General features: G+C 75.8%; 20 protein-coding genes. 12 read left to right on the forward strand and 8 right to left on the reverse strand.

Annotated elements, in window-relative coordinates:
- Positions 1–1,028, reverse strand: a 1,028-nt coding sequence (locus MLV88_RS14750; protein WP_332841731.1) for a DUF6600 domain-containing protein, incomplete at its 3' end; no start/stop codon positions are given.
- 369 nt (positions 1,029–1,397) lie between these two features.
- Between MLV88_RS14750 and MLV88_RS14755 the strand changes: the two genes are divergently transcribed.
- The 4 genes from MLV88_RS14755 to MLV88_RS14770 all read left to right on the forward strand — a co-directional run bounded on the left by MLV88_RS14755 (position 1,398) and on the right by MLV88_RS14770 (position 5,495).
- The gene (locus MLV88_RS14755; protein ID WP_242339914.1) at positions 1,398–1,976 is read left to right on the forward strand and encodes an HPF/RaiA family ribosome-associated protein; all 579 of its coding nucleotides are present in this window, start codon (positions 1,398–1,400) and stop codon (positions 1,974–1,976) included.
- 165 nt (positions 1,977–2,141) lie between these two features.
- Entirely contained in the window at positions 2,142–2,744 is a 603-nt protein-coding gene (locus MLV88_RS14760) for a YqgE/AlgH family protein (RefSeq protein WP_242339915.1), read from the forward strand.
- Between the two features lie 185 nt (positions 2,745–2,929).
- Positions 2,930–4,006: a recombinase RecA gene (recA, locus tag MLV88_RS14765; RefSeq protein ID WP_242339916.1), complete on the forward strand. Its 1,077-nt coding sequence runs from the start codon at positions 2,930–2,932 to the stop codon at positions 4,004–4,006.
- Between the two features lie 109 nt (positions 4,007–4,115).
- Positions 4,116–5,495: an LETM1 domain-containing protein gene (locus MLV88_RS14770; RefSeq protein WP_242339917.1), complete on the forward strand. Its 1,380-nt coding sequence runs from the start codon at positions 4,116–4,118 to the stop codon at positions 5,493–5,495.
- Positions 5,496–5,651: 156 nt separating this feature from the next.
- On the opposite strand, the gene MLV88_RS14775 is transcribed toward MLV88_RS14770, so the two are convergent.
- Together MLV88_RS14775 and MLV88_RS14780 are read right to left on the reverse strand one after the other, a co-directional pair.
- Positions 5,652–7,193: a HEAT repeat domain-containing protein gene (locus tag MLV88_RS14775; protein WP_242339918.1), complete on the reverse strand. Its 1,542-nt coding sequence runs from the start codon at positions 7,191–7,193 to the stop codon at positions 5,652–5,654.
- 16 nt (positions 7,194–7,209) lie between these two features.
- Positions 7,210–7,857: a hypothetical protein gene (locus MLV88_RS14780; RefSeq protein ID WP_242355962.1), complete on the reverse strand. Its 648-nt coding sequence runs from the start codon at positions 7,855–7,857 to the stop codon at positions 7,210–7,212.
- 92 nt (positions 7,858–7,949) lie between these two features.
- Here MLV88_RS14780 and MLV88_RS14785 point away from each other — a divergent pair, with 92 nt between their 5' ends.
- From MLV88_RS14785 to MLV88_RS24620, 5 genes are all read left to right on the forward strand, one after another.
- A complete protein-coding gene (locus tag MLV88_RS14785) occupies positions 7,950–9,227 on the forward strand; it encodes a glycerate kinase type-2 family protein (protein WP_243337840.1) in 1,278 nt (425 codons plus the stop codon).
- Positions 9,228–9,297: 70 nt separating this feature from the next.
- Complete coding sequence (gene fmt / locus MLV88_RS14790) at positions 9,298–10,239, forward strand: methionyl-tRNA formyltransferase (RefSeq protein ID WP_243337881.1); 942 nt, start codon at positions 9,298–9,300, stop codon at positions 10,237–10,239.
- Complete coding sequence (locus MLV88_RS14795) at positions 10,236–11,558, forward strand: transcription antitermination factor NusB (RefSeq protein WP_243337842.1); 1,323 nt, start codon at positions 10,236–10,238, stop codon at positions 11,556–11,558. Before fmt ends, MLV88_RS14795 begins: the two co-directional genes overlap by 4 nt.
- Before the next feature lie 81 nt (positions 11,559–11,639).
- Positions 11,640–12,329, forward strand: coding sequence for a ribulose-phosphate 3-epimerase (rpe, locus tag MLV88_RS14800; RefSeq protein WP_242339923.1), 690 nt, complete (start codon positions 11,640–11,642; stop codon positions 12,327–12,329).
- Positions 12,326–13,780, forward strand: coding sequence for a sensor histidine kinase (locus tag MLV88_RS24620; protein ID WP_242355970.1), 1,455 nt, complete (start codon positions 12,326–12,328; stop codon positions 13,778–13,780). The genes rpe and MLV88_RS24620 overlap by 4 nt, the downstream gene beginning before the upstream one ends.
- 56 nt (positions 13,781–13,836) lie before the next feature.
- Here MLV88_RS24620 and MLV88_RS14810 read toward each other — a convergent pair whose 3' ends face one another.
- The 3 genes from MLV88_RS14810 to MLV88_RS14820 are packed head-to-tail and all read right to left on the reverse strand — an operon-like array spanning position 13,837 to position 15,838.
- Positions 13,837–14,274, reverse strand: coding sequence for a septal ring lytic transglycosylase RlpA family protein (locus tag MLV88_RS14810; RefSeq protein ID WP_243337844.1), 438 nt, complete (start codon positions 14,272–14,274; stop codon positions 13,837–13,839).
- Entirely contained in the window at positions 14,271–14,915 is a 645-nt protein-coding gene (locus MLV88_RS14815; RefSeq protein ID WP_243337846.1) for a uracil-DNA glycosylase family protein, read from the reverse strand. Before MLV88_RS14815 ends, MLV88_RS14810 begins: the two co-directional genes overlap by 4 nt.
- The gene (locus MLV88_RS14820) at positions 14,906–15,838 is read right to left on the reverse strand and encodes a DUF429 domain-containing protein (RefSeq protein ID WP_242339927.1); all 933 of its coding nucleotides are present in this window, start codon (positions 15,836–15,838) and stop codon (positions 14,906–14,908) included. The genes MLV88_RS14815 and MLV88_RS14820 overlap by 10 nt, the downstream gene beginning before the upstream one ends.
- A 165-nt stretch (positions 15,839–16,003) precedes the next feature.
- Between MLV88_RS14820 and MLV88_RS14825 the strand changes: the two genes are divergently transcribed.
- Together MLV88_RS14825 and MLV88_RS14830 are read left to right on the forward strand one after the other, a co-directional pair.
- A complete protein-coding gene (locus MLV88_RS14825) occupies positions 16,004–16,372 on the forward strand; it encodes a response regulator (RefSeq protein WP_242339928.1) in 369 nt (122 codons plus the stop codon).
- Positions 16,373–16,412: 40 nt separating this feature from the next.
- On the forward strand, positions 16,413–17,336 hold the full coding sequence (locus MLV88_RS14830; protein WP_243337848.1) for a hypothetical protein: 924 nt from the start codon (positions 16,413–16,415) through the stop codon (positions 17,334–17,336).
- Here MLV88_RS14830 and MLV88_RS14835 read toward each other — a convergent pair whose 3' ends face one another.
- Both MLV88_RS14835 and MLV88_RS14840 read right to left on the reverse strand, forming a co-directional pair.
- Entirely contained in the window at positions 17,337–18,317 is a 981-nt protein-coding gene (locus MLV88_RS14835; protein ID WP_243337849.1) for a TRAP transporter substrate-binding protein, read from the reverse strand.
- A 17-nt stretch (positions 18,318–18,334) separates the two neighbouring features.
- On the reverse strand, positions 18,335–19,246 hold the full coding sequence (locus MLV88_RS14840; RefSeq protein ID WP_243337851.1) for a TRAP transporter TatT component family protein: 912 nt from the start codon (positions 19,244–19,246) through the stop codon (positions 18,335–18,337).
- A 73-nt stretch (positions 19,247–19,319) separates the two neighbouring features.
- Here MLV88_RS14840 and MLV88_RS14845 point away from each other — a divergent pair, with 73 nt between their 5' ends.
- The gene (locus tag MLV88_RS14845) at positions 19,320–21,182 is read left to right on the forward strand and encodes a TRAP transporter large permease (RefSeq protein ID WP_243337853.1); all 1,863 of its coding nucleotides are present in this window, start codon (positions 19,320–19,322) and stop codon (positions 21,180–21,182) included.
- Positions 21,183–21,223 lie beyond the last annotated feature (41 nt).

The following is a 21,223-nucleotide window of genomic DNA, read 5'->3' on the forward strand; positions in this document are numbered from 1 at the left end:
TGCGGCGCCGGCGCCGAGGTCGTCGCCGACGGCCGCTGCGGCGCGGGCGCAGCCGGTGCAGGCGCCGCCGACGCGCCCGACGGCCGCTGCGGCGCGGGCGCGGCCGGGCCCGGGGCAGGTGCCGCGGCCGCTCCGGACGATCTCTGCGGGGCAGGTGCAGCGCCCGGAGTCCGGCCCGCGCCGCTCGTGCCGCCGCGCGACGGCGCCGGCGCGGGGCGCGCACCCTCGGTGGACCGCTGCGGCGGCCGCCCAGGCGACGCGGGGACCTGTGACCGGGTGGGCGCCGGCGCGGCCGCGACGCCTGGCCGGTACGCCGGGATCGCCCCACCCGGCCGTCCGCGGGCCCCCGCCGGAGTGGGCACCGAGACGATCGGCGCCGGCCTCACCGGGTGTCCGACCTCCGTCTCGACCATGCGCAGCGGCGGGCCGCCGCGCGGCGGCGCCGGCCGGGCCACCCCGGCGCGGCGGGGCGGCGCGGGGCGCGTCCTCGGCAGGATGTCCGGGACGCGCGCGGGCGGCACGAGCGCGGGTCGGACCGGGTGGCCGACGAACCGCGGCGCGGGCACGAACACCCAGTACGTCACCGCGATGGGCGCCGGGTCCACCCACCACGTCACCAGGCCGGGCGGCAGGGGCGCCCACCCGATGAAGCCGCCCCCGACGCGCCAGGCGACCCAGGCCGGCGCCCACGCATGCCCGGGCACCCAGATCCAGCCCAGCCAGGGATCGAAGATCCAGCGGCCGTAGTGGTACGTCGCCCACGCCCACGGCTCGTCGCTCGCCCAGTACCAGCCCTCGTCCGTCCAGACCCACTCGCCGTCCACGTAGGGGCGCCAGTCGGGCCCGGCACCGACGGGCCGCCACACGCGCCCGTAGCTGCCCGCCACCATCCACTCCCCGTACGGCGCGAGCCCCTCCTCGAAGAGCTCGAACGAGACCCCCGCCTGCGGGCCTTCCGCGACCGCGCGCGCCGGCAGGACGCCGGCGCCGCAGAGGAGGAGCGCACCGAGCAGCGATCGCCACCTCATGGCCTGCCCTCCCGGCCGCGCTGCGCGTGGCCGCGCCCGCGTGCCGTGACGCTGACGCGGGCGCCGCGCGGCCTCGGCACGTTCCCAGGATCCCGCCGCGGGCGCGCGCGCCGCAACGAAGCACCTTGGGTCGGCGCGCTCCGTGGCACGCGCCGCGCGGGCGTGCGCCGCTCCGCCCGGCGGGCGGGCCACCGTCGAGCGCGCGCGGCACGGGCGGGGAGCGGGGGGCACCGCGGTTCGTACGCAGGCCACCTCCGGAGCGCCCCGCCTCTCTGCGGCGCCGGGCCGGGTGCCGGACGTAGCATGAGGGTGCGGCGCCGGGGCCGCCGGTCTCGGCGCGGCAGGCGCTAGGCAGGCGGAGGTGACGCGATGCAGAAGCCCATCGAGATCGGCTGGCGGAACGTGACGCCCTCCCAGGCGGTGGCGACGCTCATCCAGTCCGAGGCGGCGCGACTCGAGCGCGCCTCGGACCGGATCGTCGGGTGCACGGTGAGGCTCGAGGCGCCGAGCCGGCATCACCGGCACAGCGGCGGCCAGTACCGGGTCCGGCTGGAGGTGTCGATCCCGCGCGGCAGGATCGTCGTGGGGCGCAATCCCCCCCTGGGCACGGATACGCACGAGGATCTCTACGCGGTGGTGAAGCAGGCCTTTCGCGAGGCGCGGCGGCAGCTCGAGGATCGCGTGCGGCGTCTCGACGGCCGCGTGAAGGCCCACGCGGCGGCTACGGAGGGGGTGGTGGTGCGCCTGTTCCCGGACGAGCACTACGGGTTCCTGCGCACGCCGGACGGGCGCGACGTCTACTTCCACGCGAACGCGGTGGTGCGCGGCCAGTTCCCGCGGCTCGAGGTCGGCCGCGGCGTTCGCTTCGTCGAGGAGAGCGGCGACGAGGGCCCGCAGGCGAGCACGGTGGACCCGCTCCCGGTCCGCCGCAGCGCGCCGGCGCACTGAAGCCGGCGCGGGCGGCGCGAAGGCGGGATCGGACGGGCGCCTCGAGGCGGCCCGGCGGCCGAGGGGGGCGCTCCCCTCTCGTTTTCGCGGCTGCGAGTTGCGCGACGCGGCCGTCCGCGCGAGATCTGGAGGCGGCGCGCCCCGTCGGGCGGCCGCGGAGAAACCATGCAGAGCCCTGCACCCTCCGGCCTCGCCCCCGGCTACCTCGTCGCCGCTCCCGCCCTCTCCGACCCGAACTTCGCGGGCTCGCTCGTGCTCATGGCCGAGCACCACGGCGAGGGGGCGCTCGGGTTCGTCGTGAATCGCCCCGGTCCGGTGACGGTCGCTGAGGTGCTCGCGAGCGTGGACGAGGACCTGCGCCGCGCTGCGGAGGCGCACGGCCGCGCCGACGCGCCGGTGCTCGTGGGCGGCCCGGTCCAGCCGGAGCGGCTCTGGATCCTCTTCCGGCCAGGGACCGTGGCGGCCGACGCCGAGGGCGCGGTGAAGGTCGGCGACGCCCTCTCCCTGGGCGGCTCGCGCGAGCTGCTGGAGGCGCTCGTGCGCGCTCCGGGCGCCGGCGATCCGTTCCTGCTCCTGCTCGGCTACTCCGGCTGGGCGCCGATGCAGGTCGAGCGGGAGGTGGCGGCCGGCGCGTGGGTGCCGCTCGAGCTCGACGGCAGCTCGCTCGTGTTCGACGTGCCGCTCGAGAAGCGCTGGGACACCGCGGTGCGCCGGCTCGGCCTGGAGCCGGGGGGATTCCTGGTCGGCGGCGGCGGGGCGTCGGCCTGACCCACGTGCGTCTCGAGGGGTACCCGGGATGCGCCTGGCCGTCTCCTTGACGGCCGACCGTCCGTTCAGTATCCATCTGTTCAGGTCCCGACGAAAGCGCCTGTCAGGGCGCGCTGCTAGGAGAGACCTCCACCGCGCAAGTCGCCGGGAGCGCTGAAGGCGCCCCCCGCAAGGAGACGAAAGAAATGGCCGTCGCACCGGAGAAGGAGAAGGCGATCGAGCTGGCCGTCTCGTCCATCGAGAAGGCCTTCGGGAAGGGCTCGATCATGCGCCTCGGCAACGAGGAGGCGCTCGTGAAGGACGTCCAGGCGGTCTCGACCGGCTCGGTCTCGCTCGACATCGCCCTCGGCGTCGGCGGGTTCCCGCGCGGCCGCATCATCGAGATCTACGGCCCGGAGTCCTCCGGCAAGACGACCCTCGCCCTCCACGCGGTGGCCGAGGCGCAGAAGAAGGGCGGCATCGCGGCGTTCGTCGACGCCGAGCACGCCCTCGACGTGGGCTACGCGCGGAGGCTGGGCGTCCGCACCGACGACCTCCTCATCTCGCAGCCCGACACCGGCGAGCAGGCCCTCGAGATCGCCGAGACGCTCGTCCGCTCCGGCGCCATCGACGTGCTCGTCGTCGACTCGGTCGCCGCGCTCGTGCCGAAGGCCGAGCTCGAGGGCGAGATGGGCGACGCGCACATGGGCGTGCAGGCGCGCCTCATGAGCCAGGCGCTCCGCAAGCTCACCGGCACGATCTCCAAGTCCTCCACCATCGTCATCTTCATCAACCAGATCCGCATGAAGATCGGGGTGATGTTCGGGAACCCGGAGACGACCACCGGCGGCAACGCGCTCAAGTTCTACGCCACGCAGCGGCTCGACATCCGCCGCATCGGCGCGATCAAGGACGGCGACCAGATCATCGGCAACCGCACCCGCGTGAAGGTGGTGAAGAACAAGGTCGCCCCTCCGTTCAAGGAGGTCGAGTTCGACATCATGTACGGCCAGGGGATCAGCCGCGAAGGCGACCTGCTCGACCTCGCCTCGAACGAGAACATCGTCGAGAAGAGCGGCACCTGGTTCAGCTTCGGCGGCGAGCGGATCGGCCAGGGCCGCGAGCAGGCGAAGGCGTTCCTCCGCGAGCACCCCGAGGTGCTGCAGCAGGTGGAGGGGAAGACCTTCGAGAAGTTCGGGATCCACCGCGGCCCGGTGGCGGTCCCCGCGCCGCCCCCCGAGGAGCCCGAGGAGAAGAAGGGCCGGGCCAAGTCGGCCCGCTGATCTTCCAGCCTTTTCACCGGCCGAGGGCCTCCGCCCCTCCCGCCTTTCCACCCGGGCGGGCGAGCGAGACCCGGACGAAGCGCGCTACACTCGCCGGCCCGGACGCCACGTGCCGAGACGGCTCACCGACAGACGGTGGCTGGGGAAGCTCCTCGACGAGGAGCTCCTCCGCCACGATCCTGACCAGGCCCGCGCCCGGCTCCCCGCCGAGGTGCGCGGCGCCGGCGCGTCTCCGCTCGATCTCGCGCCCGCGGCGAACCTGCTCGTCACCCGCTCGCTCAGGCGCCGGGTCGCGGTGGGGCGGCCCGGTGCCTCCGACGGCAGCCGCGCACCCGCGTCCTCTGCCGCGGACGCGTTCATCGAGGAGATCCGCGCGCACATCGGGCTCGCCCTCGATCTCGCGCTCCTGCGCGGCGATCCGTTCGTGCGCGCCCGCCGCCGTGCCGAGATCGCCGCGGCGCTCGCCGCCGCGGTCGGCGAGCACGCCGTCGCGATCGCCGCGGAGCCCGAGCAGCCAGGCGGCGCGAGCGATCGCGCCGTGGATCGAGCCGCCCGCGCCGCGGCGGAGGCGCTCCATGCGCGCTTCTACCCGCCCGGCGATCCGGCGCACGCGCTGCCCCTCCACGCCGGGGCCGTGGCCGTGCTGCGCCGCCGGCTCGCGCGCGTCGTCTGCGGGTACCACCGGGACGGGCGCCTCGTGGCCGAAGCCCTCGCGCGCCACGGCGCCTACGCCGTGCGCGAGTCGGCCCTCCTCGCGGAGGCGCTCGCCGGCCTCCTCGGCGCGGCGGGCCTCTCTGGCGCGCCGGTCCAGGCCGTGCGCCACCGGCAGATCGCGCGCCTCGGCCTCGACCGCGCGGCGACCCGGGAGACGCGCCACGCGATCACCTCGCCCCGCTCGCCCGAGGCCCTCGCCGAGGCCACGCCGGAGCGCGTGCGCGGGTTCCTCCTCGAGCAGCTCCGGCTCGCCCAGCTCGGGCTGAAGCTCGTGCACGACGCGCCGGCAGCGTGGGTCGAGTCGTTCGCGCGCGCCGCCCGGCTCGACGCGCAGGTCATCGCGGCCGCGGAGATCGAGGCCGCCGCGCAGCACGCCGATCACGCGGACTGGCTCGAGGCGCTCGGCGACGGCGGCAGCTCGGGCTGGCACGTGTTCACGGCCGACCTCGACGCCGCCACCGACGTGGTGGTGGAGCGCGTCTCCACGGCCGTCACCGACAACCTCGACGCCCTCGTCACGGAGATCCGCGAGACCGGCGAGCTCGGGCAGCTCCTCGCGAAGGCGGCGGCGGGGAACGCCCTCACGCAGGACGAGAAGCGCAAGGTGAAGGCGCAGCTCGTCGATCTCGCGAAGGCCGTGCCCGCCCTCGCGATCTTCGCCGCGCCCGGAGGGATGCTGCTCCTCCCGCTCGTCGCGAAGCTCCTGCCATTCAGCCTCCTGCCGAGCTCCTGGGAGCGCCCGGGCGCCTCGAAGCGGAAGCGGGCGGCGAGGTAGGGCTGCGCACGGCCGTCGATCCCGATGGCCGCGGCCCGTCGCCGCAGGGCGGGCCCGTGCTCCAGGTCGTCGGAAGCGCCCGGCGGTGAGGCCCTGGAGACGAGCCGGGCGCGATCGCCGAGGCGACCGCGCCCGGGAGTGAACCGCGGCTCGCTGCTACCGCGCCGCGCGGCGGAGCCGCGTCGCGAGCCGCAGCGCGTCCTCGTTCACGCCGGCGGTGAGCGTCCGGCCGCGATCGTGCGAGATCATGCCGTCGATCTTCGCGGCGAGGTCCGCGCCGGCCGCTCCGAGCGGCTCGCGGGAGGCGATCCAGCCGAGGCCCAGCACCGCGTGGTAGCGCGCGGCGAGGTCGGCGTCCTGCTCGACCGGGCGCACGAGCGCGTCGGCGAGCGCCGCGGCCTGCTTCGCGCCGCCCGCGCGCCCCACCTCGAGCGCCGCGCGATCGCGCACTGCCGCGCTGGGATCCGCGAGCTTGCCCGTCCAGCAGCTCGCGTCCCCGCCGCAGGCGGCGGCGGCGTCGAGCCGCGCGAGCATGCCCTTGAACGCGGCCTCGCGCCCGGCGTCGCAGCCCGCGGCGCAGACGCGCTGCGCCGCCGCCTCCACGACCGAACGCTCGGAGGCGCCGCCGAGGCGGGAGAGCGTGGCGAGCGCGGCGTCGCGGAGCCGCGCGTCCTGCGAGGACGCCGCGCTGCGGAGCGCCGGGACCGCGCCGGCGTCGCCGATGCGGGAGAGCGCGTCGCAGTAGCGGTCGCGCACGTCCGGGTCGCGCTCGCGCGCGACGAGGTCCGCGAGGGGGCGGACCGCCTCGCGGGCGCGCATGCGCCCGAGCGACTCGGCGGCGAAGACGCGCACGTAGAGCGCGAGGCGGGGGTCCGCGTCCTGGTAGGAGAGCTTCTGCACGAGCGCCGGGACCGCCTCCGCGCCCGCGACGTCGCCGAGGAGCTGCGCGGACTTGGCGTAGAGCGCGCCCTGCACGACGCCGCGCTGACGTGCCCAGCCGGCGAGCTCGGCGTCGCGGCCCTCCAGGACCGCGATGAGGGGGGCCGCCATGGGCGGACCGATCTGGTAGGCCGCGAACGCCGCCTCCGGGAAGAAGGACACGCCCGGCCGCTCGTCGAAGAGCATGCGGAGCACGGCCTTGCCGGCGCGCGGATCGGCGATGGAGCCGAGCGCGAGGAGCGCCTTCTTGGCGGTGAACGGCTCGACGCCGTCGCCGGTGGCGATCTTGACGAGCGTGTCCACCGCCGAGGGATCGCCGATGCGGCCGAGCGCGTCCACCGCGGCGACCTGCGTGTACCCGTCGGACGAGGCCGTGAGCTGCTTCAGCGCCGGGACGGCCTCGCGCGCGCGCAGCGCCCCGAGCGCCTCGGCGATCCGCCGGTTCGCGTCGACCGTGTCGCGATCCTTGGGCGCCGGATCGAGGGCGGCGAGGAGGGGCGCGGCGGCGCGCGAGTCGCCGATCTCGCCGAGCGCCACGGCCGCCTCGGCGCGGGCGCGCGGCGCCTGCGCGAGGACCTCCACGAGGTACGGCACGGCGGCGGCCCGATCGCCGGGCGCCTTGCGGACGTGGGAGAGCGCGTCGAGCTTCTCGTCGAGCCGGCTGCGGCTCGCGGCGCGCTTCGCCCAACCGGCGGGATCGCTGGGGCTCCCGCATGCGGCGAGGAGGAGGCAGGCGGCTACGGCGGGGAGGGTTCGCATGTGGGGACCTCTCTGGCTAGGGCGCGGCGTGCCGCTGCGGCGCAGGGACGGCGAGCGGCGTGGGCTCGGGATCGTCGAGGGCGAGGGCGCTGCGCCGCTCGCGCGCGGCGGCGGCGAGCGCCTCGATGGCGGGGGCGAGCTCCGGCGAGCGCACCGCGGCGGCGCGCATCCGCGCGAGGGCGTCCTCGAGGACCGCCGCGTGCCGCGCCTCGCGCGCCTTCATCCGCTCGACGGCCTCGATGAAGGTCCGGAAGAAGGCCTTGAGCTCGTCGCTCCTGCGGAGGGTGCGCATCTGCGGGAACCGACCCTCGGAGAGGACGCGCAGGTAGTGGCCCATCACGAAGATGGGGCCGGCGACGCGGTGGGTGATGACGACGCCGAGCAGCCCGAGGGAGCCGGCGAGGAGCAGCGCGATCGCGGCGAACGCCCAGAGGAGCACGCGGTCGCTGCGCGCCACGAGGGCGCGGGTCTCCGGATCGGCGGCGACGAGCGCGGTCACCTGCGCGTGGACCTGGTGGAGCCACAGCCCGAACACGACCGCGACGAGCAGCCCGGCGCCTGCCATGAGGAGCGCGTACTTGAGCTGGAAGCCGCGGTCGACGAGGACCTGCCGCCGCTTCACGGCTGCGCCGGGCGCGTCGGCTGCGGCGGATGCCTCGGCCATGCGATGCTCCCTCCGGCCCCGCGACGCCGGGCCCCCGCGATTCTATCGTTTGCCCCTCGCACCGCAACGACGCCGTCGCACGGGAGGTGACGATGCAGGTTCCACGCCCACTCGCCTCCACGTGTGGGGACATCTACCGAACCGCCGTCGCGCAGCTCGGCGCGGCGCGGCGCGTCGCCGAGGCGCTCGCGGAGGAGCCGCTCCCCGCGGGCCCCGTCCGCGTGCTCGCCCTCGGAAAGGCCGCGACGCCGATGATCGAGGCCGCCCTCGCCGTGCTGGGGTCGCGCGCGTCGGACCCGCTCTGCGTCCACCCCGAGGGCACGCGGGCGCCGGCGGGCGTGCGCACCATCGCGGCCGGCCACCCGCGCCCGACGCGCGGCTCGCTCGAGGCCGGCGAGGCCATCGCCGCCTGGGCCGACGCGAACGGCGGGTCGGCCGCGCTCGTGCTCCTCTCGGGCGGCGGCAGCGCGCTCGCCGTGGCCCCGCCGGCGGGGATCTCCCTCGACGACAAGGCGGGCGCGCTCGCGGCCGTGATGCGCGCCGGCGCGACGATCCAGGAGCTGAACGCCGTCCGGAAGCACCTCTCCGCGCTGAAGGGCGGCCGCCTCGGCGCGCGGCTCGCGCCCGCGCCGGTGCGCGTGCTCGTCCTCTCCGACGTGCCCGGCGACGACCTCTCCACGATCGCGTCCGGGCCGCTCGTGCCCGATCCGACCACCTGGGCCGACGTCGAGGCGATCCTCGCCCGCACCGGCGCCCGCGCCGCCCTGCCCGCCTCTGTGCGTGCGTTCGTGGATGAAGAGTCGGCGGCGGCCCGCGAGACGCCGAAGCCGGGCGACCCGCGCTTCGCGGCGATCGCGCACCGCCTCCTCGCCGGCCCGGGGGATCTCGCCCGCGCCGCCGCCGAGGTTGCTCGCGGGCGGGGGCTCGACGCGGAGGCGGATCCCGCGCCGCTCGTGGGCGACGTCGCGGAGGTGGCGGCGCGGCTCGGCGCGTGGGCGCGCGCGAACGCGGGCCAGGGCCGGCGGCTCCTCGCGCTCGGCGGCGAGCCGACCATCCACGTCCCGCCCTCCGCCGCCAACCCCGACGGAGGCCGCGCGCAGGCGCTCGCGCTGCTCGCGGCGAAGGAGATCGCCGGGCTGCGCGCCGCCGTCCTGGCCGCGGGCTCCGACGGGCGCGACGGTCCGACCGAGCACGCGGGCGCGGTCGTGGACGGCGAGACCGCGGGACAGGCGGCCCGGGCCGGGATCGATCTCGACGCGGCGCTCGCCGAGGCGCGCTCCGGCCCCGCCTGCGCCGCGCTCGGCGCCGCCATCCCGCGCTTCGAGACGGGGACGCACGTGTGCGATCTGGTGATGGTGGCGGTCGAGTGACCCCGACCCGACCGCGACCTTCGTCGCCCCGATGGACCCCGACCTCGACCCCGCCTATACAGACCCCCTCATGCGCATCGTCTTCATGGGCACTCCCGCCTTCGCCGTACCCCCGCTCGACGCGCTCGCGCGCGCCGGGCACGAGATCGCGGCGGTGGTGGCGCAGCCGGATCGCCCGGCCGGCCGCGGGCAGGCGCTGCGCGAGCCGGCGACGAAGACGTGGGCGCGCGAGCACGGCGTCCCGGTGCTGCAGCCGGTGAAGGTCCGCGACGGCTCCCTCGCGCGCGAGCTCGCGCAGCTCCGCCCGGACCTCCTGGCCGTCGCGGCGTACGGGCGGATCCTGGGCCGCGATCTCCTCGAGCTCGCGCCGCACGGCGCGCTCAACGTGCACGGGTCGCTCCTGCCGAAGTACCGCGGCGCTGCGCCCATCCAGTGGGCGATCGCCGAGGGCGAGGCGGAGACGGGCGTCTCGATCATGCAGATGGACGAGGGGCTCGACACGGGCGACGTGCTCCTCCAGCGCGTCCTCCCCATCGGCCCCGACGACACCTCCGAGACGCTCGCGCCGAGGCTCGCCGCGCTGGGCGGCGAGGCGCTCGTCGCGGCGCTCGCGCTCCTCGCCGCGGGCGAGCTCGTTCCGGTGAGACAGGACGGGACGCGCGCCACCCTCGCGCGGATCCTCGAGAAGGAGGACGGGCGGGTGGACTGGACGGTCCGCGCCCGGCGCATCCGCGACCGGCTGCGGGCGTTCACGCCCTGGCCCGGGGCGACGACCACGCTCGAGGGACGGTCCGTGAAGCTGCTCGAGGTCGTCGAGGATCCCGCCGCCGCGGCGGCGGCGCCGGACGCCCCCGGGGCGGCCGCGGTCGTGCCGGGGCGCGGCGTCGCGGTGCGCTGCGGCGAGGGGACCGCGCTCCTCGTCACCCGGCTGCAGCCCGAGGGGAAGCCCCCGCAGGCCGCGGTCGACTTCGCGAACGGCCTGCGCCGTCGCACCTTCACGTTCGGCACATGACGACCGCACGCCAGATCGCCTTCGAGGTCCTGCGCCGCGTGGACGAGGGCGGCGCCTACGCGTCGCGCGCGCTCGACGCGGCGCTCGCGGGCGCCGGCGCGCTCGACCCGCGCGAGGCCGGCCTCGCGACCGAGCTCGTCTACGGCACGCTCCGCCGCGCGCTCGCCCTCGACGGCGCGCTCGCGCCGCACTCGCGGCGCCCGGTGGACGCGCTCGATCCCGCCGCGCGCGTCGCGCTCCGGCTCGGCGCCTACCAGCTCCTCTTCCTCAGGAAGCCGGCCCACGCGGCCGTCGGCGAGACCGTCTCGCTCGTGAAGGCGGTAGACCACGGGCGCGCCTCGGGCTACGTGAACGCCGTGCTGCGCTCCCTCGCGCGCGCGTCGACCCTGCCCGAGCCGCCCGCCCTCGCGGTCGATCCGGTGGGGCACGTCGCGGTGGCCGAGGCGCTGCCCCGCTGGCTCGCGGAGGAGTGGGTCTCCTGGCTCGGACCGGAGGAGGCGCTCGCGCTCGCGCGCGGCATGAACCAGCCGGCCGCGCTCACGGTGCGCTCGCCGGATCGCGACGCCCTGCTCGCGCGGGCCCGGGCGGCCGGCCTCGCCGCCGAGCCCACGCCCCGCTCGCCGGACGGGATCGTCCTCGCGGGGGCCTCGGTCGCCGCGCTGGCGCGGGCCGCGGGCGGGCTCGCCTTCCAGGTGCAGGACGAGGCCGCTCAGCTCGTCACCCTCTACGCGGCGGGCGCGCTCCGCGGGACGCGCGCGCGCGTGCTCGACGCCTGCGCCGCCCCCGGCGGGAAGGCGTTCCACCTCGCCGAGCTGCTCGCGCCCGGCGCCGAGGTCGTCGCGGTGGAGCTCCACCCGCGCAAGGCGGAGGAGCTCGCCCGCGAGGCGGCGCGCCGCGGCCTCACCGGCGTCCGGGTGATCTGCGCCGACGCAGCTCGCCCCATCCCGGGCCTCGAGCCCGAGAGCTTCGACGCCGTGCTCGTGGACGCGCCCTGCGCCGGCCTCGGCACCCTCCGGCGCCACCCGGAGCTGAAGCTGCGGCGGACGCCCGCCGATCTCACCCGGATGGCCGAGCTCCAGGCGGCCGTGCTGGCGAGCACCGCGCGCTACGCTCGACGGGGCGCGCCGGTGACCTACTCGATCTGCTCGCTCTCGCGCGCCGAGGGCCCGGACGTGGTCGCGGGCGCGCTGCGCGCAGGCTTCGCCCGCGCCGGCGGCGGCGCGGTGCCGGCGGACGTGCTCACGCCCGACGGCGACCTGCTCACCGTGCCCCATCGCCACGGGACCGACGGCTTCTACGCGGCACGGCTCGTACGGTGAGTTCGGGGTCCGCGCCGCGGACCCTCGCCGCCCCGCGCCGCGGCCCACGCGCCGGCCGGTCTCGCGTAGACTGTGCGCCCCATGCCCCTGCCGATCCGCATCGCCCCCTCGATCCTCTCCGCCGACTTCGGCCGCCTCGCCGAGGAGGTGCGCGCGATCGAGGCGGCGGGCGCGGACGTCGTCCACGTGGACGTGATGGACGGCCGGTTCGTGCCGAACATCACCATCGGGCCGCTCGTGGTCGAGGCGGTCCGGAAGGTGACGAAGCTGCCGATCGACGCGCACCTCATGATCGTCGAGCCGGAGCGCTACGTGGAGGCGTTCGCCCGGGCGGGCGCCGACCTCGTCTCCGTCCACGCCGAGGTGTCCCCGCACCTGCACCGCACGCTGCAGGCAATCCGCGCCGCCGGCGCGCGGCCCGCCGTCGCGCTCAACCCCTCGACGCCGCTCTCCGCGATCGAGTGGGTGATCGGCGACTGCGAGATGGTGCTCGTCATGACCGTGAACCCCGGGTTCGGCGGCCAGCGCTACATCGACGCGTGCACCGACAAGATCCGCCAGCTCCGGGCGCTCGCCGACGCGCGCAACCCGGCGCTGGAGATCGAGGTGGACGGCGGGGTGAAGCCCGAGACGGCGGCCCTCGTCGCGGGCGCGGGCGCGAACGTCCTCGTCGCGGGGACCGCCGTGTTCGGCGCCCCCGACTACCGGGCCGCCATCGACGCGATCCGCGCCGGCGCGGAGGGTGCGCGCGCGGCCGGTGGCCGGAGGTGAACGTCGCCGCGGCCATCGCCGCGTCGGCGGCGCTTGTCGCGGTGCTCGCCGGCGCGCTCTCGCGCCGGCTCTCGCTCGCGCCCGGCTGGCGCGATCAGCACCGCTTCTCGCTCGTCGCGTTCTCCGCGGCGGCCTACGCGGTGTGCAACCTCGCGACGACGCTCGGGCTCCCCGATCCGATCGTCACGCTCACCTCGCGGTTCCAGGTGGCGAGCGCGCTCGTGCACTTCTGGGCCTGGTTCGGCTACTCCGAGACGTTCGCCGGCCTGAAGCCCGGCCGGTGGCAGCACGCGGCGAGCCGGGCGTTCCTCCTGCTCGCCGCCCTCGCGCTCATCCCCGGCGTGGTCTTCACGTACGACGTCGTCAGCCACGAGGTGCCGGCGTTCGGCGCCGTCTACCGGGACGCCCTCCCGACCACGTTCGGCTACGCCGTCTTCGCCGTCCTCCTCGGCGCCTCGCTCGTCACCTGGTGGCGCTTCGTGCGCGCCTGGCGCGCCGGCATCCGGCACGCCGGCGTCCACGCCGCCGCCTTCGGGACCCTGATCCTCTTCGGCCTCAACGACGCGTTCGCGACGACGGGCCGGTTCCCGACGCCGTACCTCCTCGACACCGGCTTCATCGTGCCGATCGTCGCGGTCTACTGGACGATCACCGTGCGCTTCTCCGACAACGCCCGCGCGCTGCAGTCGATGCGCGCGCGGCTCGAGGAGCTCGTCGACACCCGCACGCACGCGCTCGCGGAGGCCCAGGCCGCGCTGCACCAGTCCGAGAAGCTCGCGGCCCTGGGCCGGTTCGCGACCGCGGTCGCCCACGAGATCCGCGACCCGGCCGCGGTGATCACGACGAACCTGCGCCTGCTCGAGGACGGGCTGCGGCGCGCGGACGGCTCGGGCCACGAGGGTCGCGACGCCATCGCGGACGCGCTTGCGGCGCTCGAGCGGCTCGGCACGCTCGTCCGCGCGCTCGCCGACGCGGGCGGGGCCGCCGCCGCGGAGCCTGGCGGCCGCGCCGTCGTCGCCGACGTGGTGCGGGCGAGCGTGTCCCACGCCCGCATCCGCGCGGGCGACCGGATCCGGATCCTCGAGGAGATCCCGGCCGGCCTCTCCGTGCGCGCGCGGCCGGAGAGCGTCGCGCACGTGCTCGGCAACCTGCTCGCGAACGCCGCCGACGCGGTGCCGGAGGGGCGCGCCGGCCGCGTCGAGGTGCGCGCGGAGCGGCGAGGGGGCGCCGTGCGGATCACCGTCTCCGACGACGGGGCCGGCATGCCGCCCGACGTCCTCCGCCGCGCGTTCGAGCCGTTCTTCTCGACCAAGCGCGACGGGCGCGGGCGCGGGCTCGGGCTCGCCATCTCGCGGGGCGTGGTGGAGGGGAGCGGCGGCGCGCTCTGGCTCGAGAGCGAGCCGGGCAAGGGCACGCGCGCCGTGCTGGAGCTGCCGGAGCTCGGCGGCTGATCGACCGATCCGACGCGGGCCGCGCCTTCACGGCCCGCCCGCGACCCGGGGGCCCGTCAGTCCTCGACCGCCTCCACGCGGACGCGGGCGAGGCCGCGGTCGACGATCCCGAGCTTGCGCGCCGCCGCCATCGAGAGATCGACCACCCGCCCGCGCTTGAACGGCCCGCGGTCGGTGACGGTGACGACGACGCTCCGCCCGTTCTCGAGATCGGTGACCTTGAGGCGCGCGCCGAACGGCGCCCGGGGGTGCGCGCAGGTCATGGCGTGCATGTCGTAGCGCGCGCCGCTCGCGGTGCGCCGGCCGTGGAATTTCCTCGCATAGAAGCTCGCGAGGCCGACCTCGCCCTCCTCGCCCGCGGGCGCGGCCGAGGACGGGCGCGGCGACTCCTCGGGCTCCGAGCGACGCGGGGCGTGGGTGCAGGCGGCGAGGGCGGCGAGGAGCACGGCGACCGGCACGACCCGGCCGAGCGTGCGCGGGCGCCGAGCGCTCACGGCTGCGCCCTCCGCCGGAAGGTGCGCGCGACCTCCGGGTGACTCGCGAGCAGCGTGAGCGCCTGGTCGAGCAGGGTGCGCCCCGGCTCCATCTTGAACCAGGTGGAGGCCCCGGACGGATGCGGGAGCGGGATGACGTCGACGTCCACCCCGTGGAACTGCGTCCTGAGCGTGCGTCCGACCACGGCCGCGATGGGCTCCGTGTGGCCGAGCACCTCCTGGATGGCGAGCCGGCCGACCGGAATGACGAGTCGCGGCGCGAGGATCTCCACCTCTCGGGCGACGAAGCCCCGCCACAGCGCGCACTCGTCGGGCGTGGGGACCCTGTCCCCTCCGCCCTTCGTCTTGCCGGGAAAGCAGCGCACCACGGCGCTGATGTAGACGCGCGCCCGCACCGTCTCCTCGTCGGCGCCGGTCGCGCGCTCGAGCCAGCGGAAGAGCGTCTTGCCCGCCGTCCACGCGAAGGGGCGGCCGAACCGCGCCTCGTGCGGGCCGGGCGCCTGACCGATGAGGAAGATGCGGCTCGCCACGGCCGGGCCGTGCACGGGCGGACCGAAGCCGCGCGGCTGGAACGCCTGGATGTCGCGGTGCACCGCCGCGAGCGCGGCGGCGGCAGCGGCGCGCCCCGCGCTCAGCGCCACGGCTCCTCGCGCACGGAGTGGATCCAGCCCTCCGAGCGCGGCACGTTCGACGGGACGCCCTGGAACCCGTCCTCCCACGCGGCCGCGGCGCCGGTGGCGGCGAGGACCGCGTCGAGGTGGTCGCCGCGGCCGTCCTCGACGACCTGCGCGGCCTGCTCCATCTCGAACTCCAGCTTCGAGGCGCTGCGGAGGGTGCGGAGGATCGCCGCGCGGGTCGAGGCGCGAGAGATGCCGTCGCGGTCGTCGTCGCGGTAGGCGCAGACGCCGCAGACGACGCGGGCGACGTGCGCGGGCCGCACCTCCGCCACGGCGGGCTTGCCGGTCTGCGGCGGATCCCAGGGGAGGAAGCTCGCCTGGACCTGGGCGAGCGTGCACAGCCCGAAGAACGTCTGGCGGTAGCTGCGCGCGCTCGTCGGCGCTCCGACCTCTGCGCGGTAGCAGTCGGTCGCGCGCGGGCGATCCTTGCCGAGCTCGTCCCGGAACTTCGCCGCGCCCTCGGTGAAGTCGCCTCCCGGACCGACGAACCGCTCGTGGAGGTTCCGGCCGAGCACCGCCGGCCCGCGGATGGCCTGGCGCAGGAGCCCGAGCTGGCGGAGGTGGGTCTCCGAGAGCGACAGGGCGAAGTCCACGCCGAGGACGAGGCGCCCCTCGGCCCACTTCGCCTCCTCCGCGACCCAGGCGGCGAAGCGCGCGTGCACGTCGCGACGGCCCGGCGCGTCGGTGAACGGACGCCACAGCCGCGTGAGCCGGGTCTTCGTCCGGCCGCACTCGATCTTGGCGGCGAGGATCTGGTTGCCCGCGCCCTCGACGCCGCTCCAGCGGAGGCCGATGACGACCCCGCGATCCGGCAGCGAGAACGAGGGCGGGCGCGCGCGGCCGAACACCGCCGCGGCAGAGCTGCTCGTGCCCTCGTTCTCCGACATCTTCCTGGACTCTCCGGCGCACGCGGCGCGACCGGTGCGTTTACCTTTCGCTTGCCATGAGTGTCAACGGCGCACCCCGGATCACCCCGGCGCGAGTCTCGATTGGGGCCACCTCGCGTACCCGGGTTCCCGGACGGGATCCCGCTGCCTAATGTGCAGCCGAACGTGGCTTCCCCCGCCCGCATCCTCGTCGTCGAGGACGACACCGCGATCCGGCAGACGCTCGCGGAGCTGCTCCAGGACGAAGGCTTCGAGGTCTCCTGCGCCGCGAACGGCGCCGAGGCGCTCGCGCACCTCACCCGCTCCGCTGCACCGAGCGTCATCCTGCTCGACCTCACCATGCCGGTGATGGACGGCTGGACGTTCCGCTCCGCCCAGCGCGAGGACCCGCGCATCGCAGGCATCCCCACGGTGGTGGTGTCGGCGAACCACGCCGCGGATCGGCGCGCGGTCGCGGGGCTCGGCGCGGCCGCGTTCCTCGCGAAGCCGTTCGATCTGGACTCGCTCATCGACACGATCCACAGGCTGTGCTGAGGCTGCGACCGGTGGTGCCGCCCGGCTCGTGAAGTCGCCGATGGCCCCGCTCCTCGACCGCGCGATCGACGGGTTCGCGATGTGGACGGAGGATCGCCGCGCACGTCCGGCGGTCGGCTTCCGCGCGGCCCCCGGCGTGCCGCTCGACTGCTTCGGGCCGCTGCCGGTGCTCCCCGCGGCGCCGCCGCGGGAGGGGGACTGGCTCGAGGAGTCGCCGCGCCCCGCCCCGGGCGACGACAGGATGGCCGTGCACGCGCGCGCCGCGCGCGGTGCCCGGCGGGGAACCGCCATCCTGGTGCCGCCGTGGAAGGTGCCGCGGCTCGCCGTCGTCGCCGGGTACGCGCGGCTCCTCGCGCGCGCGGGCCTCGACGTCTGGACGCTCGTGCCGCCGCGCCACCTGCAGCGCTCGCCCCCGGGCACGCGCAGCGGCGAGGGCTTCGTCTCGCCCGACCTCCCCGCGCTGCGCGGGGCGTTCGAGCAGCTCGTGCTCGAGATCAGGGTCCTCACGGCGCTCGCCCGCGCTCGCGGGGAGGGATCGGTCGGGGTGGTGGGGCTCTCCCTCGGCGCGCTCGCCGCCGCCCTCGCCGCGACCGCGCCCGAGCCGCTCGACTTCGCGGCGCTCGTCGCGCCCCCGGCGGATCTGGCGGCGGTGTTCGCGGGCACCCGCATCGGCCGGCGCTACCTCGCGCTCGCGCGCCGCGCCGGCGCGCCGGCGCCCCCGCCCGACGCGCTCTCCCGCATGCTCGCGCCCTTCCGCGCAGACGCGCGCCGGCCGACCGCGCGGCGCGTGCTCGTGGCGGTGGGACGGGAGGATCGGATCGCGCTCAGCGCGGGAGCGCTCGGGCTCGCGGCGGCCTGGGGAGCGACCGCGCGGAGCTACCCGCGCGGCCACCTCACCCTGATCTTCGCCTGCCGCACGCTGCGGCGCGATCTCGCCCGCTTCGTCGCGGGCGCGGACCTTTGACTACTTCGCCGGGCAGGCGTCGCGCGCGGCCTTCACCGCGTCGAAGAACTCCGCCGGGACGACGCCGCCGCGCACGACCGGCCACGACCGCTCCATCGCCTGGCGCCACGGGGCGGCGTCGACCTTCACGACCTGCAGGCCCTGCTTCTGCATGGCGCCGACGGCGTCGGCGTTGAGGCGGCGAACCTCGACGTCGACCTTCTGCCCGAGCTCCTTCGCGATCTGGAGCAGCTTCGGCCGGAGGTCCGCCGGGATCTTCTCCCACGCGTCCTTCCGCACGAGGGTCGCCCCCATCATGTAGGACCAGGACACGTCCATCATGTTGTTCGCCTTCTCGAACAGGCGCGCGGTGAGGACGTAGAGGGGGACGTTCGGGACGCAGTTGATCATCCCGGTCTGGAGCGACGGGTACATGTCGTTCGCGGAGAGCACGACCGGCTGCATCCCGGCCGCCCGGAACGCCTCGACGCTCTTGGGATCGCCCTCCCACGCCCAGATCTTCGCCCGGCTCATCTCGGCGGGGGTCTTGAACGGCGAGTCGCAGAACAGGTGGATCGCCCCGATCCGGCTCCACTGCAGCGCGAGGAGGCCGCGCTTCTCGAGCGCCTGCTCCACGCGGGGGCGCACCTTGTCGAAGGCGCACTCCATCTGCCCCTCGCTCTGGAACAGGAACGGCACGCTCAGCGCCTGGGGCTCGGGGATGACGTCGTGCATGCCGACGTTCGAGATGGCGGCCGCCTGGAGCTGGCCGATCCCCATCTTGCGGACCATGTCGCCCTCGGACCCCTGGGCGCCGCCTGCGTAGATGCGGAGCTTCACCTTCCCGCCCGACGCCTGCTCCCACTTCTGGGCCATCTCGCGGAGGAGGTCGTGCCAGGTGGAGCCCTGCGGCGCGAGCGTGCCGAGCTTCAGCGTCACGGTCTGCGCGCGGGCGGCGGTGGCGAGCGCCGCGAGCAGCGCGGCGAGGAGCAGCTTCTTCACGGGGATCTCCTTGGGGATCAGAGGAACAGGTCTTCGACGTGGTCGAGCAGGACGCGCGCGCGCCGCTGCGCGAGGATGTTCGCGAGCCGGTACTTCGGCACTTCCTCGGCGTTCGCCCGCAGGACCTCCTCGAGCTCGCGCTCGAACGCGGCCCGGTCCTGCTGCTTCACCAGGGTTCCCTCTGCATAAGCGACGCGCGGGCCCAGCTTCTTGTTCAACGAGAGCTCGAGCGCGCGGTCGAGGTGCGCCTTCGCGCGCGCCGGGCCGCCGCCCTCGTGCTCGCCGCGGGCGGCGTCCAGCGAGACGAAGTACTCGTGCAGCGCCCCCTCCCCCCAGCGCTCGTCGAGCGCGAGCGCCCGCTCCATCATGGCGACCGGGATCGGGAGCTCGGCCACGAGCGCCATGTCCCCCTTGCCGTTCGCGATGGCGAGCGTCCAGGCGGACGCCGTCCAGTAGAGCGCCTCCACGTCCCGCTTCTCGGCGCGCTTCAGCGCCTTGGCGAGATCGCGCCCCTCGCGGAGCTGCGCCGAGAGGTGCTCGTGCCGCTCTTCGAGCGCCCTCAGGCCGTAGTCGCGCGCGCGGAGGTACAGCTTGCGCGCCCGCTCCCGGCCGGCGCGGGCCGCGTCGAGGTTGCCGTCGAGGTCCGCGCGGTCGGCGTCCGACTGGACGAACGCGTACGCATACTGGGTGAAGTTGCCCGCCAGGGCCCGGAGCAGGCCCTCGTGCTTAGGGTTCTCGGAGAGGAGCCCCTCCATCGTCTTGAGGCCGAAGGGCACGGCCTCGCGGACGAGCTCGGGATCGTCGTCCGACCCGTAGGCGGAGCCGCTCTGGGCCACGGCGTCGGAGACGAACGACATGGCGGTGCTGCGACAGCCGGTGAGGGACGCAGCGGTGACGGAGAGTGCAGTGACGAGCAGGAGTCGCTTCACGGGAAAGGGCGCGGCTGAGGGGAGTTCGTGGTAGTCATATTTGCCCCTCCCTGACGGGTCAATCGACTTTCTCGTGACCGCCCCATCCACGCTCCCTCCCGACTCCGAGGTCGCTCCCGCCCGCGCCGCCGGGACGCGGCTCGAGCGCGGCCTGCTCGCCTTCTTCCTCCTCGCGATGGTCGCCCTCCCCGCGGCCTCGACGGTCTCGCGCCGCTTCACCGGGCGCGAGCTGCCGGGCTCCGCGGTGCTCGCGCAGCACATCACGCTGTGGGTCGGCTTCCTCGGCGCGCTGCTCGCCACCGCGTCCGGCCACCACCTCGCCCTCTCGACCATCGAGCTCGTCCCCGCGGGGCGCCCGCGGCGGATGGCACGGTTCTTCACCCAGGCCGTGTCGGCGGCCGCCTGCGCGCTCCTCGCGTGGGCGTCGGCCCGGCTCGTGGCCGTCGAGTGGAGGGGCTTCGGGACGGTGGCGTTCGGCATCCGCGTGGCGTGGAGCGAGCTCGTGATGCCGATCGGCTTCGGCTTCATGGCGCTCCGCTTCGCCTGGCGCGCCGGCGACGGGGCCGGCGCGGAGCGCTGGGCGACCCGCGCCGCCGCCTTCGCCCTCGCCGCCTCCGCCTTCGGACTCGGCGCCGTCGAGCCCGGGCCGACGCTCGTCTGGATCCTCCTCGCGATCGTGCTCGCGGCGTTCCTGCTCGGCGCGCCGGTCTTCGTCGCGATGAGCGGCGTCGCGATGGCCCTGTTCTTCCGCGACGGGGGCTCCGAGGCGATCGCGGCGGTGCCCACGGCCACGTTCAACCTCGTCTCCTCCGCCACGCTGCCGGCGATCCCGCTCCTCACCGCGGCCGGCTACGTGCTCGCCGAGGGCGGCGCCGCGCAGCGGCTGGTCCGCGCGTACAAGGGGATCTTCGGCTGGATGCCCGGCGGCGTCGCCATCATGGCGACCTTCGTCTGCGCGCTCTTCACGACGTTCACGGGCGCGTCCGGCGTCACGATCCTCGCCCTCGGCGGGCTCCTCCTCCCCGCGCTCCGCCGCGAGGGCTACCCGGAGGACTTCTCGGTCGGGCTCGTCACCGCCTCCGGCTCGCTCGGTCTGCTCTTCCCGCCCTCGCTGCCGGTCATCCTCTACGGCGTGGTCGCCCAGGCGCCCATCGACCACCTGTTCCTCGGCGGGCTCGTCCCGGGCCTGCTCATGATCGTCATCGTCGCCGCGTACGGCGTGGCGGTCGGCATCCGCTCCCACGCGCCGCGCGAGCGGTTCGAGCCGCGCGAGGCGGCCGCCGCGCTGTGGGCGGCGAAGTGGGACCTCGGCCTGCCGACCCTGGTCGTGGTCTCCGTCGCGACCGGGTTCGCCACCATCGTCGAGGCGGCGGCGCTCGCGGCGGCCTACTCGATCGTGGTCGAGCTCTTCATCTTCCGCTCCATCCACCCGCTGCGGGATCTGCCGCGCGTGCTGGTGGACGCGGCCGCCCTCGTCGGCAGCGTGCTCATCCTGCTCGGCACGGCGCTCGGGCTCACCTCCTGGTTCGTGGACGCGGAGATCCCCACCCGGCTCGTCGAGTGGATGACCGCGACGGTGAAGAGCCCGGCGCTCTTCCTGCTCATGCTGAACGCGGTGCTCCTCGTCCTCGGGAGCGTGCTCGAGATCTACTCGGCGATCGTGGTGCTCGCCCCCCTCGTGGCGCCCCTCGGCGCGGCCTACGGGATCGAGCCCATCCACCTCGGCGTCGTGTTCCTCGCGAACCTCGAGCTCGGGTTCCTGTTCCCGCCGATGGGCCTGAACCTCTTCCTCGCCGCCTCGCGCTTCGGCAAGCCCCTGCCCTACATGTACCGCAAGGCCTTCCCGTTCCTGCTCATCATGGCGGCGGGCGTGCTCGCCATCACCTACCTGCCGGCCATCACGACGGGCGTCGTCGAGCTGCTCGTCGGGAAGTAGCGCGCCCGCGCGGCCCCGTACCCGGGAGCGCGCGCCGCGGC

The sequence above is a fragment of the Anaeromyxobacter soli genome (assembly GCF_022808855.1).
GTDB lineage: Bacteria > Myxococcota > Myxococcia > Myxococcales > Anaeromyxobacteraceae > Anaeromyxobacter > Anaeromyxobacter soli.